This window comes from Calothrix sp. PCC 7507 (genome assembly GCF_000316575.1).
In the GTDB taxonomy this organism is placed as follows: domain Bacteria; phylum Cyanobacteriota; class Cyanobacteriia; order Cyanobacteriales; family Nostocaceae; genus Fortiea.
This window is the reverse complement of the sequence record NC_019682.1, coordinates 5965313-5978312: the sequence shown is the minus strand read 5'-3', so window position 1 is coordinate 5978312 and position 13000 is coordinate 5965313. Positions and strand designations below refer to the sequence as shown.

The 13000-nt window shown below is 43.3% G+C and carries 14 protein-coding genes and 1 pseudogene; 10 read left to right on the top strand and 5 right to left on the bottom strand.

The features are described from left to right. The first annotated feature begins 642 nt into the window (after positions 1–642). Together rimO and CAL7507_RS25615 are read left to right on the top strand one after the other, a co-directional pair. A complete protein-coding gene (gene rimO / locus CAL7507_RS25620; protein ID WP_015131394.1) occupies positions 643–1962 on the top strand; it encodes a 30S ribosomal protein S12 methylthiotransferase RimO in 1320 nt (439 codons plus the stop codon). Between the two features lie 94 nt (positions 1963–2056). Next, complete coding sequence (locus CAL7507_RS25615; protein ID WP_015131393.1) at positions 2057–3601, top strand: DEAD/DEAH box helicase; 1545 nt, start codon at positions 2057–2059, stop codon at positions 3599–3601. 329 nt (positions 3602–3930) lie between these two features. Here the strand turns inward: CAL7507_RS25615 and CAL7507_RS25610 are convergent, their stop codons facing one another. After that, the gene (locus tag CAL7507_RS25610; RefSeq protein ID WP_015131392.1) at positions 3931–4866 is read right to left on the bottom strand and encodes an aldo/keto reductase; all 936 of its coding nucleotides are present in this window, start codon (positions 4864–4866) and stop codon (positions 3931–3933) included. 426 nt (positions 4867–5292) lie between these two features. Between CAL7507_RS25610 and CAL7507_RS25605 the strand changes: the two genes are divergently transcribed. Together CAL7507_RS25605 and CAL7507_RS25600 are read left to right on the top strand one after the other, a co-directional pair. Beyond that, complete coding sequence (locus tag CAL7507_RS25605; RefSeq protein WP_042342506.1) at positions 5293–5559, top strand: type II toxin-antitoxin system ParD family antitoxin; 267 nt, start codon at positions 5293–5295, stop codon at positions 5557–5559. Then, positions 5556–5864 carry a type II toxin-antitoxin system RelE/ParE family toxin gene (locus tag CAL7507_RS25600; RefSeq protein WP_015131390.1) on the top strand — a complete coding sequence of 103 codons (309 nt, stop codon included), beginning with the start codon at positions 5556–5558 and terminating at the stop codon, positions 5862–5864. Before CAL7507_RS25605 ends, CAL7507_RS25600 begins: the two co-directional genes overlap by 4 nt. 85 nt (positions 5865–5949) lie before the next feature. Here the strand turns inward: CAL7507_RS25600 and CAL7507_RS25595 are convergent, their stop codons facing one another. Both CAL7507_RS25595 and CAL7507_RS25590 read right to left on the bottom strand, forming a co-directional pair. Then, positions 5950–6357: a type II toxin-antitoxin system VapC family toxin gene (locus CAL7507_RS25595; protein ID WP_015131389.1), complete on the bottom strand. Its 408-nt coding sequence runs from the start codon at positions 6355–6357 to the stop codon at positions 5950–5952. Continuing rightward, positions 6354–6569, bottom strand: coding sequence for a hypothetical protein (locus CAL7507_RS25590; protein ID WP_015131388.1), 216 nt, complete (start codon positions 6567–6569; stop codon positions 6354–6356). The genes CAL7507_RS25595 and CAL7507_RS25590 overlap by 4 nt, the downstream gene beginning before the upstream one ends. A gap of 273 nt (positions 6570–6842) precedes the next feature. On the opposite strand from CAL7507_RS25590, the pseudogene CAL7507_RS25585 reads away from it, so the two are divergent. Together CAL7507_RS25585 and CAL7507_RS25580 are read left to right on the top strand one after the other, a co-directional pair. After that, a pseudogene (locus tag CAL7507_RS25585) lies at positions 6843–7152 on the top strand (type II toxin-antitoxin system RelE/ParE family toxin); the annotation flags it as partial. Next, positions 7124–7441: a DNA-binding transcriptional regulator gene (locus CAL7507_RS25580; RefSeq protein ID WP_015131387.1), complete on the top strand. Its 318-nt coding sequence runs from the start codon at positions 7124–7126 to the stop codon at positions 7439–7441. The pseudogene CAL7507_RS25585 and the gene CAL7507_RS25580, both read left to right, overlap by 29 nt. On the opposite strand, the gene CAL7507_RS31090 is transcribed toward CAL7507_RS25580, so the two are convergent. Next, positions 7407–7688: a hypothetical protein gene (locus CAL7507_RS31090; RefSeq protein ID WP_015131386.1), complete on the bottom strand. Its 282-nt coding sequence runs from the start codon at positions 7686–7688 to the stop codon at positions 7407–7409. The two genes, CAL7507_RS25580 and CAL7507_RS31090, sit on opposite strands and share 35 nt — an antisense overlap. 200 nt (positions 7689–7888) lie before the next feature. Continuing rightward, positions 7889–8281 (bottom strand): hypothetical protein, encoded by a 393-nt coding sequence (locus tag CAL7507_RS25570; RefSeq protein WP_015131384.1) that lies wholly within the window; start codon positions 8279–8281, stop codon positions 7889–7891. Positions 8282–8706: 425 nt separating this feature from the next. On the opposite strand from CAL7507_RS25570, the gene CAL7507_RS25565 reads away from it, so the two are divergent. The 4 genes from CAL7507_RS25565 to CAL7507_RS25550 all read left to right on the top strand — a co-directional run bounded on the left by CAL7507_RS25565 (position 8707) and on the right by CAL7507_RS25550 (position 12970). Continuing rightward, positions 8707–10140, top strand: a complete 1434-nt coding sequence (locus tag CAL7507_RS25565; RefSeq protein WP_015131382.1) for a BCD family MFS transporter — start codon at positions 8707–8709, stop codon at positions 10138–10140. A gap of 67 nt (positions 10141–10207) precedes the next feature. Beyond that, positions 10208–11014: an inositol monophosphatase family protein gene (locus CAL7507_RS25560; RefSeq protein WP_015131381.1), complete on the top strand. Its 807-nt coding sequence runs from the start codon at positions 10208–10210 to the stop codon at positions 11012–11014. A gap of 400 nt (positions 11015–11414) precedes the next feature. Continuing rightward, complete coding sequence (locus tag CAL7507_RS25555) at positions 11415–11966, top strand: hypothetical protein (protein WP_015131380.1); 552 nt, start codon at positions 11415–11417, stop codon at positions 11964–11966. Positions 11967–12400: 434 nt separating this feature from the next. Next, positions 12401–12970 carry a hypothetical protein gene (locus tag CAL7507_RS25550; protein ID WP_015131379.1) on the top strand — a complete coding sequence of 190 codons (570 nt, stop codon included), beginning with the start codon at positions 12401–12403 and terminating at the stop codon, positions 12968–12970. Positions 12971–13000 lie beyond the last annotated feature (30 nt).

Genomic DNA, 13000 nt, shown 5'->3' with positions numbered 1-13000 from the left:
TATATTAACCTTTTGACTTTTGACGAACGCCTTGCGGTACTAGTCCCAATCCCTTCTTTAGCATTAAATGTTGTTTTATATTGGTCGCTTTACTGCCTCCCCCTTAGGAAGGAAATTGGCGTAAAACCTCTCATAAGATATGTTAAGATAAAATCTGGCTACAAGAGGAGTTTGCCACTCACAAGACGCGAGGCAGCTTCCCGCGGTTTAGGCGTCTCGCCCGCGCATCGTCGTAGGCACAGTCTGAGCGGAGGGTTAGCATTACTGCTAGATTAGGCGTAGTCGCGAGTGCGATTTCCCTGAGGGTAGCGACTTCTCACAACAAGCCCTTTGGGCGGCTTCCCGATGGGTGAATTAACAACGCACACGCTGCGGTAATGTAAAATACCAACAGGCGAATTGTTAAAAAAGATAACAAGTGTCGAATGTACCCAAAGACACTTCAATTTACCCTGGGGAACAAATTAATAGGAATATCATAACATGACCTTAAATTTCCTTAAGGTCGTATGTTGGTGGACAGTTGCTGGCAGTGGCAAATTCCTACTTTAGCGCTGCCTTTTAGTAAGGGTGCGGATCACAGTAGAGCGAGGCAAGCACTATTTGTGTTTAAGGACAAAAAAATGAAGATTTTTTCAAAATATGGGTGACAAGCCAACAATTGCAATTTCTCACCTGGGCTGCGAGAAAAATCGAATTGATACAGAACATATGCTAGGACTGCTTGTAGAAGCAGGCTACGGCGTAGATACAAATGAAGAGTTAGCAGATTACGTTATTGTCAATACCTGTAGTTTTATCGAAGCGGCAAGAGAAGAATCTGTCAAAACTTTGGTAGAGTTGGCAGAGGCTAATAAAAAAATCGTAATCACAGGCTGTATGGCGCAGCACTTCCAAGAACAGTTATTGGAGGAGTTGCCGGAAGCTGTAGCCGTAGTTGGAACAGGCGATTATCACAAAATTGTCAATGTCATTGAGCGGGTAGAAGCAGGAGAACGGGTCAAGGAGGTTAGTGTTGAGCCAACCTACATTGCCGATGAAGCTACACCGCGCTACCGCACTACAACTGAGGGCATAGCTTATCTGCGGGTGGCCGAAGGATGTGATTATCGTTGTGCGTTTTGTATCATTCCTCATCTTCGAGGAAACCAGCGATCGCGTACTATTGAATCCATTGTTGCTGAAGCCGAGCAGTTAGCTAGTCAGGGGGTACAAGAAATTATTCTAATTTCCCAAATCACCACTAATTACGGTTTGGATATTTACGGCCAGCCAAAGTTAGCCGAATTACTTCGCGCTTTGGGAAAAGTAGCTGTACGGTGGGTGAGAATGCACTACGCTTATCCCACGGGATTGACTCCAGATGTCATAGCGGCAATCCAAGAAACGCCTAACGTTTTACCCTACTTGGATTTGCCCTTACAACATTCTCATCCTGATATTCTCCGAGCGATGAACCGTCCCTGGCAAGGACGTGTGAATGATGGCATTATTGAGCGCATCAAAACAGCTCTACCAACAGCAGTGCTGCGAACAACATTTATTGTTGGCTTCCCTGGAGAAACCGCAGAGCATTTTGAGCATCTACTACAGTTCGTCCAGCGACATGAATTTGATCATGTTGGGGTGTTTACCTTTTCGCCTGAGGCAGAAACCCCAGCTTACAAGCTACCAAATCAGTTGCCCCAAAAAGTGATGGATGAGCGTCGTAATCGACTCATGGAACTCCAACAACCGATTGCTTGGCAAAAAAATCAACAGGAAGTAGGCAAAATTGTTGATGTCCTGATTGAGCAGGAAAATCCTGAAGCCGGAAAATTAATTGGTCGTTCTGGGAGATTTGCCCCGGAAATAGATGGGCAAATTTATGTTAAAGGCGAAGCGAAGTTAGGAACAATCGTGCCAGTAAAGATCCAAAGTGCTGATACGTATGACCTATATGGTCAAATTGTCAATAACTAAGTCGTCATTTGTTTTTTGTCCTTGGTCAACTAATGACAGATGACCAAAGACGAATGACTAAACCAAAAATTCAAAATAAAATCTAGGAGAGTTGATGAATCTTTCGTTTCAAGAACTAGGCATTTCACAGGAACGTGTTGAGCAATTAGAAAGAATTGGCTTTACCACACCTACCAATATTCAAATCCAAGCGATTCCGCAACTGTTGGCGGGACGTGATGTAGTTGGTCAATCCCAAACCGGCACAGGTAAGACAGCAGCATTTTCACTACCAATTCTCGAGCGGCTGGATATTAATCAAAGAGCCGTGCAAGCCTTGGTTTTGACTCCAACTCGTGAACTAGCAATTCAAGTTCATGACGCGATCGACCAATTCATCGGCAACGATGGGTTGCGGGTGTTAGCAATTTATGGTGGACAATCAATTGACCGCCAAATTTTGCAACTCAAACGTGGTGTTCACATGGTTGTGGGCACTCCAGGACGGGTAATTGACTTACTTGATCGGGGCTGTTTAAAGCTAGATCAGGTGAAGTGGTTTGTGTTGGATGAAGCCGATGAAATGTTGAGCATGGGCTTTATCGACGATGTGATCAAAATTCTGTCCCAAGCACCAGCAGATCGGCAAACAGCGCTATTTTCAGCGACAATGCCGCCATCGATTCGCATGATCGTCAACAAATTTTTGCGATCGCCAGCAACAGTCACTGTGGAACAGCCCAAAGCTGCACCCAACAAAATCAATCAGGTAGCTTACTTGATTCCTCGTCACTGGACAAAAGCCAAAGCTTTACAGCCAATTCTGGAAATGGAAGATCCAGAAACAGCTTTAATCTTTGTCCGTACTAGACGCACCGCCGCCGAACTCACCAATCAACTGCAATCCGCTGGACACAGTGTGGATGAATACCACGGTGACTTGTCACAGCAAGCGCGGGAGCGGTTATTGACTCGGTTCCGCAATCGTCAGGTGCGCTGGGTAGTAGCCACTGATATTGCTGCACGGGGATTAGATGTCGATCAACTCTCACACGTGATCAACTACGATTTACCTGATAGCGCGGAAACTTACGTCCACCGTATCGGACGGACTGGTAGAGCTGGAAAGGAAGGAACAGCAATTTCTTTGGTTCAGCCCTTTGAGCGCCGCAAGCAACAGATGTTTGAACGCCATAACCGCCAAACTTGGCAAGTGCTGACGATTCCCACACGGGCACAGATTGAAGCACGTCACATCCTGAAATTGCAAGAAATGGTAGGACAAGCTTTAACCGGTGAGCGTCTGGCTTCATTTTTACCGATAGTCAGCGAACTCATCGAAAAATATGATGCTCAAGCGATCGCCGCAGCCGCATTGCAAATCGCTTATGACGAAACCCGTCCCGCATGGCTACAGTCAGACATAGAGATTCCCCAAGAAGACATGTCTACTCCCAAGCCCAAGTTAAACAAACGGCGTGAATCTCCAAGCGATCGCAATCGTGCCAATTGGAGCAAATTAGACTCTTCCGGTGCTCTTGAAGATGAAAGAAACGGCTCTCCTAAGCCAAAACTGCGGACAACAAGCCGCCGTGATGTTTCTGTTTCACCCTCCAATCAAAAACTAGGCTCCCCCACAGGTAGGGAATCAGCTTCTTAGTTCAGAGTCCATAGTTCATTTTTGAATAGTCAATAGTCATTGGTTGCTGGCTATTGATTATTTAATTTTGGGGATAGATTTCGTAGCGTTTTGAAATGCGGAGAGATCCAGAGTTTTTCTGAAGAAAATTCGCTACGAATTAATCAGATACTGTACTTTGAGATCCCAGCATGGGAATTAAAGACGAATTACAAATTTGTATAACTCCGCCTATTAGCTTGAAAGAATATATAGAGGTTCTCAGTCGGATGCAATAAATACAATCGAGGGAGGGAAATCCCTGAGGGCGGGGTTTCCCCGCCCTTACAAGCTTTGCGATTTAAGGACTACTAACTAACTTTTTCTAGTTCGCTCACTTCATCCTTACTCAATCGCCAGCCCAACGCGCCTGCATTTTGTCGTACCTGTTCGGCTGTTTTCGCCCCAGCTATGGGAATGACGTTTCCTTGAGCAATTAACCAGTTGAGTGCAACTTGAGCGGGAGTGCGATCGCGCTTTTCTCCCAATTGGCGTAGCAAAGATATCACTGGCGCAATTTTTTGTAGCCCATCTTTACCGAATCTGGGGTCTATCCTTCTCGCACCACTAGGAATTTCACCACTATCAACGGTATATTTACCTGTAAGTAATCCCTGTGCTAAAGGACTATATGCCAGGATTGTTACACCCAACTCGCGGGCGGTGGCGAAAATGCCGTTGCTTTCAATTTCCCGACTCAGCAAAGAGTAGCGTACTTGGTTCACAGCTAAAGGTATTCCTCTAGCTGCTAATGTTTGATGCGCCTCTTGCATTTGCTTCGCTGAGTAATTACTGATACCTACTGCACCAATTCTGCCCCGTTGCACTTCATCAGCTAAGGCATTGAGCAGCGCTTCTTGACTCAAAAAGAATGTGAAAGGCCAATGTATTTGATACAGTTCAACCCGCTGTAGTTGTAAGCGTTTGAGGCTGTCTGTCAAAGCATCAGCCACGGACTGAGTTGTAAATCGCCAAGGCCAGTTCCAAAACTTGGTAGCAACTTGTACCTGGTTCTGGGTTTGTTGTAAGAATTGTCCTAACAATTGCTCGCTTTTTCCTAGTCCATAAACTTCCGCAGTGTCAAAGAAAGTGATACCAGCATCTAAAGCAGCTGTAAAGGCTGCTTGTAACTGTTCTTCAGCATAGCGATCGCTATAATTCCAAAAAATCTTATCACCCCAAGCCCAAGTGCCAATGCAAAGGGGTGTGACAACTGGCCCGTTTTGCCCCAATGTGATGGTTTCCACGTTTATAAGACTGAATTTATTTACATTTCTTTACTTTAACAGTGTATCGTCACAGACAAGATTGCGAATAGGGTAATACCAATTTAAAAAAAGAATGCGACAGATGGAATAAGCAGAAGCTTATACAGTAGCTCTCTGACAATCCAAAATCTAAAATCCAAAATGGTATAAGTACTACATTCTCCCAGAGCCATTAACTCAGTAGAAAATTCACCCTAAACCACATCTATTTTCAGAACCGTAGTTTTTAAAAGTAGTGGGAGCATCTTGCTCCCAGTTGATATTAGCGGGCAAGATGCCCACACTACTCCTGGTTTCAAAATGGACGGGGTTTAGTCAAAAACTTATGCTGACTAAAGGTAGACAATGGTTTACAAATTAGATTAGGACGATAAACAGAAAATGTGGCTAGATAACGCAAAAACTATGAACATCCAACTGAAAGTGGAATACGAGCAATTTATACAAACCAGAATTGCTACAGGTAGATATGAAAATGCTGAAGAAGTGATTGTGAAAGCATTGAAACTGCTTGAGGAATGGGAGAAAGGTTATCAGGAATGGGAAGAAGAAACTAAGAAAAAACTAGCTGCTGGGCTGGCTTCTATCGAACGCGGAGACATAGTAGATAGTCAAGTGGTTATGGCACGACTAGAGGAGAAATTACGCAAAGCTCGTGAAACTCAAGGATGATGGAATACTTTATTGCCAAGGAAGCAAGCCAAGATTTAGATGCAATTTTGGATTATTTTTTAGTTCGCAATGTCAACGCAGGGGAAAGATTTATTCGAGAATTTAATAATAAATGTCAAAATGTAGCTCAATTCCCGAATATAGGGCGAAGTTACACCAAGTTTGACCCCAGGCTGAGAGGCATACCATTGAATGGCTACATTATTTTTTATCGAGTTTTGGAAGATAGTGTTGTGATTGTGCCCGTAGTTAGCGGTTATCGGGATTTAGAATCTATATTTGCAGATGTGGACGATAGCGTTTAAAAATTTGATAGTAAATGGAATCTCGTTTCACTACTTCATCCTCAAATTCGCGCATTTCAACAGATTAAACTGACCTGTGTAATCATCACGGAGACCACAATTCCAGACTCTTGAACCAACTCAAATCTCTGTAATCCAATGTCCAAACACTAGCATCATAAAGTTGAGCTACTGCTACAACAGAGGCATCCTCTAAACTTCCTTGCCAGTCTGGTATCTGGCGAACCATGCTATAAATCTCCTGAAACATTTCCATGCTTACTGGTACAGTCACTGTGTTCTCACTAATCACAGCTAATGCAGTCATTGCAGCACGGCTCGATTGTTCTCGCAGCACAAACTTGTAAACTTCAAACAGCACTGGTAGAGGGGTAAGAACTTCACCAAACAACGCTGGTAACTTACTAAAACCCGCCTTGCATTGCTGATGGTATTTATCTTGGACAGAAACCAGGGCAATCAGGGGGCCTGCATCCAAAACGAGACGCTTCATCCTTGTATCAAATAGTTTTCATTAACTGAAGCATCTGTAGGAGCATTTTCTACGATTCCTGCCAGCGATAGTAGCCTTGAACCATTTTTGGGGCGTAACTTTTCCGCTAGTGCTTGCTGTACAACACTTGATGGGTTTTGCTCTGGGTGATCTTTTAAGTATTGTTCAAGTTGTCTCCACAACTCATCAGGAATATAGAGTGTCCGTTTCATTTTCTCAGCCTCTGCAGGTACAACACTAGTTGTACTTTCATTGTACTTGCTGGAGGGCTATGCATACGCTCTTTTTTAGCTAGTGACTGCTCAATGTTGCGATCGCTCTTTGTTCAAGCTTTTTGACTTTTATAGTATATTGCCAAGCATAGCACTTAGTGCTATATAATAAGGGAAGGTAATGACCATAGCATGGTAATCTACAAAACCTGATGGTTTGACCGTTGGGCACGGAAAGAAGGTTTAAACGACCTTAGCCTCTGCGCCGCTGTAAACGAAATGATGGCAGGACTTTACGAAGCTGATCTAGGAGGCGGACTGTTCAAAAAGCGGATTGCCCACTCTGGACAAGGTAAGCGTGGTGGCTTTCGTACCTTGGTCACCAGCAACAAGTTCCTGGTTTTTTGTTTTCGGCTTCCCGAAAAACGAGCGCAGTAACATTAACAAAAAAGAAGAAGAAGCATTAAAAAAGCTGGCATCGGTGCTGTTATCTTACACGCTAGAGGATCTCGAAAAAGCCAAGCTGGAAGATGAAGTGATGGAGGTAATTTGCAATGCCGAAGAAGAAATCAGCGATTCTTGAAGCCGTTCACGAAACAGCTACGGGGCTGCACAAGGCTGGACTGATGGATGAGACTACATTGCGTGAATTCGACCGTCTGTGCTTGTCTCCCATTGAACCCCTAGAACCTAAGCAAATTAAGGAAATACGCGAATCATCTCATGTCAGTCAGGCAGTATTTGCTGCGATTTTGAATACAAGTCTATCAACGGTTCAAAAGTGGGAAATTGGTCAGAAGCGTCCCAGTGGCACAGCTCTTAAGCTGTTGCACCTAGTTAAGAAACGGGGATTGAATAGCCTAATTGATTAAGGGTTATTTTTGAGGAAAGTGTAGTTACAAACGCTGTCACACCCCCAACTGTGCCGCCTTTTACGGTATCTTTCAATGTTTCTATAGCGGCTTCTTGTGCAGAAATTTCACCCCGAACAACGCGCAGCGCGTTGGTTAGTAAGGAAAATGGTGCTGTCGTTGCTACACCAATGGCTGCTCCCAGGGGCGCGGCTTTGACACCTGCTTTGACTGCACTAGTACAGCTTGGCGTAAATAAATCAACCATTGTAAATCCCTCAAAGGCTTACTATAAAGCTTTCTTCGCCAACCTCGCTAACAATTCCAGTGTGGAAACCGATGTTTATTTGGCAACAATTGTATGGAATAGTGTGGAGCGTAATGTTGGAGTGCTAGCAATGGGTCGTCGTCCACTTATTGGAACTGATGTCAGCTTTTTTAATGCTTCTTCTTTATCGAGAATACGGTTCATTTGCGAATCAGAAACATGACCTCACGCATCATTCGCATCATCATCTCACCCCAAGCTAGAGTGCCTGAAATCCCTTGAAGCCAGAGCGAAATAGCGAAAACGATCAGGGGAATTAAGGCATAGTAAAGCAAGCCCCAACGGATCATTTTGCCAATGCGTTGTCTGCGACGGCGACGATAAAATACCAAAATTATTAGGGCGAGTGGAGCGATCACATGAATTGCCAAGCTGATTGGGATAGCGACGTAAAGTAGTGCGACTAGCCCTCCCCACATTTGACGATTGCTGATCAGAACATAAATCGCCATCACTGGCCAACTTAGAGGTCCGATCCAAACTAAAATTTTGACCCAGTGCTGATTCCGTTGATTAATGTTTCGGTTGGTCATAGCAGCTCATTGATGCCAGTAGGTTTGTCCATCCGGTTGATCCGTTATAGTAATGCCAGCAGATTGTATGTAATTCATTGCAGATGCGATCGCTTATTTTTTACCCGATTTCACCAAATCGCTTTGCTCCCGCTATCAGCTACGAGCTTTACTCTCAAAGCATTCGCATTTACAAGACCAATACCCTACAATCTGCGTTATCGACAGTGATCCAGTACCAATTTTGGGTTTTAATCCAGTACTCTTGCTATTAGAAACTGGAGTACCCTGCTACCAAGTTCCCACTCTGGTGAAATCAAGAGCATTTCTAGCACCAAAGCCAAAAGTTGACGTCCCCAAATGACTGGGTTTTTTTTTGCAATATGGAACAGTTTATCTTTAATTAAAGAGAGACTATATTCCATAAACCATACGAAAAAGTAGCTATGGCAAGCGGTGAAGTGTTTGATGCTGAAACAAAATCTCTAGTAGTGCCAAGGGTCAACCTGCTGACTATGTTCCGGCTGGGGTTGTTTCAAATGGGGTTGAGCATGATGTCCATTTTGACTCTGGGGGTGCTGAACAGAGTCATGATTCAGGAAATCGCTATTCCAGCAACGCTGGTAGCACTGGTGCTAGCACTGCCGGCTTTTGTTTCACCTTCTCGGATTTGGTTTGGTCAAATGTCCGATGCCAAGCCTTTATGGGGCTATCATCGCACAGCTTATGTTTGGGTGGGGGCAGCAATATTTGCGATCGCTGCTTTTTTATCTGTGCAAGTAATGTGGCAGTTGAATCATGCGGCTGGCAGTGCTACTGGCTGGGTATGGACAACCCAAACAATCGGCTGGACAGCACTTCTAGCTTTGGTTTTCGCTGTCTATGGTTTAGCGATTTGTGCTAGCGGGACGGCTTTTGCTGCTTTGTTGGTGGATATCTCGGAAGAAGATAACCGTTCTAAAGTGGTGGGTATTGTTTGGTCGATGCTGATGGTGGGGATTATTGTGGGGGCAATTATTAGCGCCAGCTTACTCAAGCAATTAACCCCAGAAGCCAATTTAGCCACTTTAGAGGCAGCAATTAACAAGCTGTTTATGATTGTCCCAGCGATTGTATTTGGATTGGCGATCGCCGCTACCTTGGGTGTAGAAAAAAAGTATTCCCAATACTCCAACCGTTCCACAGTCACCAACCGGGAAGATAGTATTAGCTTAGGCAAGGCATGGAAAATCTTGACAGCCAGTCCCCAAACAGGTTTATTTTTCACCTTTTTACTGGTGATGACTATTAGCTTGTTTATGCAAGACCCCATTTTAGAGCCTTACGCGGGTCAAGTCTTTAAAATGCCATTGGCGGAAAGTACCAAACTCAATGTTTTTTATGGCACGGGGATACTACTTGCCTACGGTATTAGTGGCTTCCTAATTGTGCCGCGTTTGGGTAAACGCAGAACTGCACAATTGGGCTGTATTTTGGTAGCATTTTGTTCACTATTACTAGGAATATCCGGTTTTTCTGCTAATCCAGCCTTCTTAAAATTAGGTTTAGTTTTATTTGGTTTATCTACTGGTGTCTTAACTACGGCAGCAGTTAGCTTGATGCTGGATCTCACCGCTGCTGAAGCTGCAGGTACGTTTATTGGTGCATGGGGACTAGCACAATCTGTATCTAGGGGATTGGCGGTAGTCATCGGCGGTAGCGTTTTAGATTTAGGACGCAAGCTATTACCTAGCTTGGAACTAGCCTATGGCATGGTATTTGTCTTAGAAGCCGTCGGGATGGTGGTGTCAATTTGGTTCTTGAACCGAGTAAATGTGAAAGAATTTAAAACAACTACCAAACAAGCGATCGCTTCTGTTTTAGAAAGCGATTTAGATTGAATTGGGGACTGGGGACTGGGGACTGGGGACTGGGGAGTAAATTACAAATGACAAATGACAACCAACCATGAATGATTTTTGGATCACGGTTCTCGACTTTGCCCAAACCATCACTACCAGAGTGGGTAAGCAGTTGATGCAGGATTTTGGGCAAGTGCAGGCTTTGCAAAAAGCTGATGGCACTTTAGTGACAAAAGCTGATAAATGGGCTGATCAGGAAATTAGAGATGCCATCGCCTCCACATTCTCTGGTTATGGCATATTAACCGAAGAAAGCGAACAAGTTTTTCCTGGTACAGAATGGTGCTGGGTAATAGACCCTTTGGATGGCACAACTAACTTTACACGGGGTATACCCATTTGGTCGATTTCTCTGGGTTTACTGTATCAAGGCACGCCCATTTTTGGTTACGTTTATGTGCCTCCACTGAATCAAGCTTTTCACGGATTTTGGCCGGGTACATCTGGACTATCAACCCCAACAGGGGCATTTCTCAATCACCACCCCATCCACAGCAGTGTAGACGATCCGAGTAATAATCACTTTTTTAACCTCTGTTCTCGCAGCCTCACAGTGGCACAGCCAGGCTTTCCCTGCAAAATTCGCATGTTGGGTGTTGCTAGCTATAACTTCTTGATGGTGGCGACTGGGGCGACATTGGGAGGTGTGGAGGCGACACCAAAAGTTTGGGATTTGGCTGGCGCTTGGGTAATTGTCCAAGCTGCTGGCGGTACATGGAAGTCGCTAAAATCAGAGCCGTTTCCTTTATCACCGGGAGTTGATTATAGCGATCGCTCTTTTCCCACCCTTGTTGTCAGTCGTCCGGAATTATTGCCAGTATTTACCCCTTTTATCGAAAGTGTAAAAATTTAAACCGTTATCAGTATCTAAAAGTATTGGGTTCCCCTACAAGAAGCGAGCTACAGTTGAGGATTGAACTCGGACTAAAACTGTGATAAATGTTCACTGTTTACCAACTCAGCACTTTTCATTGTTCACTAGACCTCTTGCATAAATGCTTAAATTGTCATGTTGAGCAGAGCGAAACATCTGGTGATATTCTTCTCTCCACTGCGTTCCGTTCAGAATGACATTCCTGATTTGTTGACTTTTGCAAGAGGTCTACTGATTTAACCTAAGTCACCTGCAAAAGAGAAAAAATTTTGCAGGTAATTTCGGCAATCCTTCAGGAAATTACATTTTTGCTGCGTATAGATAATTACCCCGTGTAATTCACTTGTGGGGTTATTGGCTAAAGGGTGATTGATTACAAATGTTGTCTAATATAGAATTAATGCGCGAGTTTGTTGGAGAGTCTATCCAGAAAAAAGAAGTTTTGTTAGCAAACTCTTCTTTGCAAGCGCAAATGGCATACAAAACCAACCAATTAATAGCAAAAAAGGAGGGGGTAGTTGCTACGTCCCAACTCACTGCTACATCATCTGAATTCTTGATTCATGCAACTTCGTCTTATTGGGAATTGATGAATCAGACATTAGCAGACTATAGCTATATTTTCACAGGAGAAATAGATGGTAAGGGTTTTTATTCATATCAATATCGCTCATTACCACCAGGCTATAAACTTCACTGTACTAAATCTGTTTTATTGTGGCAAACATGGTGGAAATATCGGAAATACGCCACAAAAATAGGCATTCCATTGGACATTTTAGTTCAAATAAGAGATTCCTGGTATGGCATTAAAGATTTAAATATTAGCGATGGTCTTCTCTATATCCAAACTTTAGTCAGTGAGACAGAATTTCACTCAGACGATTTAGTAATTTGGTTAAGCAGAATTGAACCAAATTCCGAAACTTAATTTGATCTGGAAAACATTCTCTCATCCCAATTAGCCAGTAGTGAACTGGCATAGCTAAAATAGTGCATTAGAAATAAACAGAAAATATCGATTTATACCAATAAAATCAAAAATCTATTGTATCATTTTAGTCTGGACACGCCAGTAATGCACCATTATCGAGGGTTTGATGCCGTACTATAGCATTTCTCGACAAGCGTGAGGTACATCGGTAAGGGCATGGCAGTGCCATGCCCCTACACAGCATGATATATTTTTGTACTTCATTTGAATAGGAAGCGCTATATCGCTGCTCACACAACTCCACTGGCTCCCCTACACATCTTTTCAGAAATCAAACCGGATTCCCATTGCAGCAATTATTTGGCAGTATAATTACTAGTTTACACATTGTGAATGAAGCCTTCACAATGGGACATCGAGTATAAAAAGCTATGCTGTCTAATGTGGATTTGGTACGTGAGTTTGTTAAGTATTCTATCCAGAAACAAGAAGTTTTGTTAGCCAACCCTGCCTTGAAAGCAGAAACTGTTTATAAGAGTAACCAAATTACGGCAAAATCAGAGGGTGTAGTTGCCACCGCTCAACTAGATAAGACGCCACCCGAATTTCTCATTAAGGCAAATTCGTCACATTGGGATCTAATAAATGAAACATTAGCGAATTACAGCTATATCCTGACGGGAGAATTAGATAGTCGTAGTTGCTACTGTTATCAACATTGCCAGATTCCGAAAGATTATCAGATGCACTGTACCAAATCAGTGTACTTGTGGCGAGCATGGTGGAGATATCGTAAATATGCGTTACAAAGAGGAATTCCCTTAGAACTTCTGATCAGAAGACGAGGTTCATGGTATCCCATTAAAGACTTAATTATTAGTGATGGACTTCTTTATATCAAAACATTGGGAAGTGAAATAGCAGTTCACTCAGACGATCTAGTAATTTGGTTAAATAAAATTGAAGTAGATTCCCCAAATCCCTTCTTATTTGAATTTTGAGGGTTTATTAAAAGTTATAATGTATACATA

Bases quoted from the DNA above. Each gene is read 5' to 3' on its own strand.
- CAL7507_RS25595 (WP_015131389.1), bottom strand. From the start codon at position 6,357: ATGAAGCGTCTCGTTTTGGATGCAGGCCCCCTGATTGCCCTGGTTTCT.
- CAL7507_RS25590 (WP_015131388.1), bottom strand. From the start codon at position 6,569: ATGAAACGGACACTCTATATTCCTGATGAGTTGTGGAGACAACTTGAA.
- CAL7507_RS25615 (WP_015131393.1), top strand. From the start codon at position 2,057: ATGAATCTTTCGTTTCAAGAACTAGGCATTTCACAGGAACGTGTTGAG.
- CAL7507_RS25565 (WP_015131382.1), top strand. From the start codon at position 8,707: ATGGCAAGCGGTGAAGTGTTTGATGCTGAAACAAAATCTCTAGTAGTG.
- CAL7507_RS25570 (WP_015131384.1), bottom strand. From the start codon at position 8,281: ATGACCAACCGAAACATTAATCAACGGAATCAGCACTGGGTCAAAATT.
- CAL7507_RS25550 (WP_015131379.1), top strand. From the start codon at position 12,401: ATGCTGTCTAATGTGGATTTGGTACGTGAGTTTGTTAAGTATTCTATC.
- CAL7507_RS25555 (WP_015131380.1), top strand. From the start codon at position 11,415: ATGTTGTCTAATATAGAATTAATGCGCGAGTTTGTTGGAGAGTCTATC.
- CAL7507_RS31090 (WP_015131386.1), bottom strand. From the start codon at position 7,688: ATGGTTGATTTATTTACGCCAAGCTGTACTAGTGCAGTCAAAGCAGGT.
- CAL7507_RS25600 (WP_015131390.1), top strand. From the start codon at position 5,556: ATGATGGAATACTTTATTGCCAAGGAAGCAAGCCAAGATTTAGATGCA.
- CAL7507_RS25605 (WP_042342506.1), top strand. From the start codon at position 5,293: ATGAACATCCAACTGAAAGTGGAATACGAGCAATTTATACAAACCAGA.
- CAL7507_RS25580 (WP_015131387.1), top strand. From the start codon at position 7,124: ATGCCGAAGAAGAAATCAGCGATTCTTGAAGCCGTTCACGAAACAGCT.
- CAL7507_RS25560 (WP_015131381.1), top strand. From the start codon at position 10,208: ATGAATGATTTTTGGATCACGGTTCTCGACTTTGCCCAAACCATCACT.
- rimO (WP_015131394.1), top strand. From the start codon at position 643: ATGGGTGACAAGCCAACAATTGCAATTTCTCACCTGGGCTGCGAGAAA.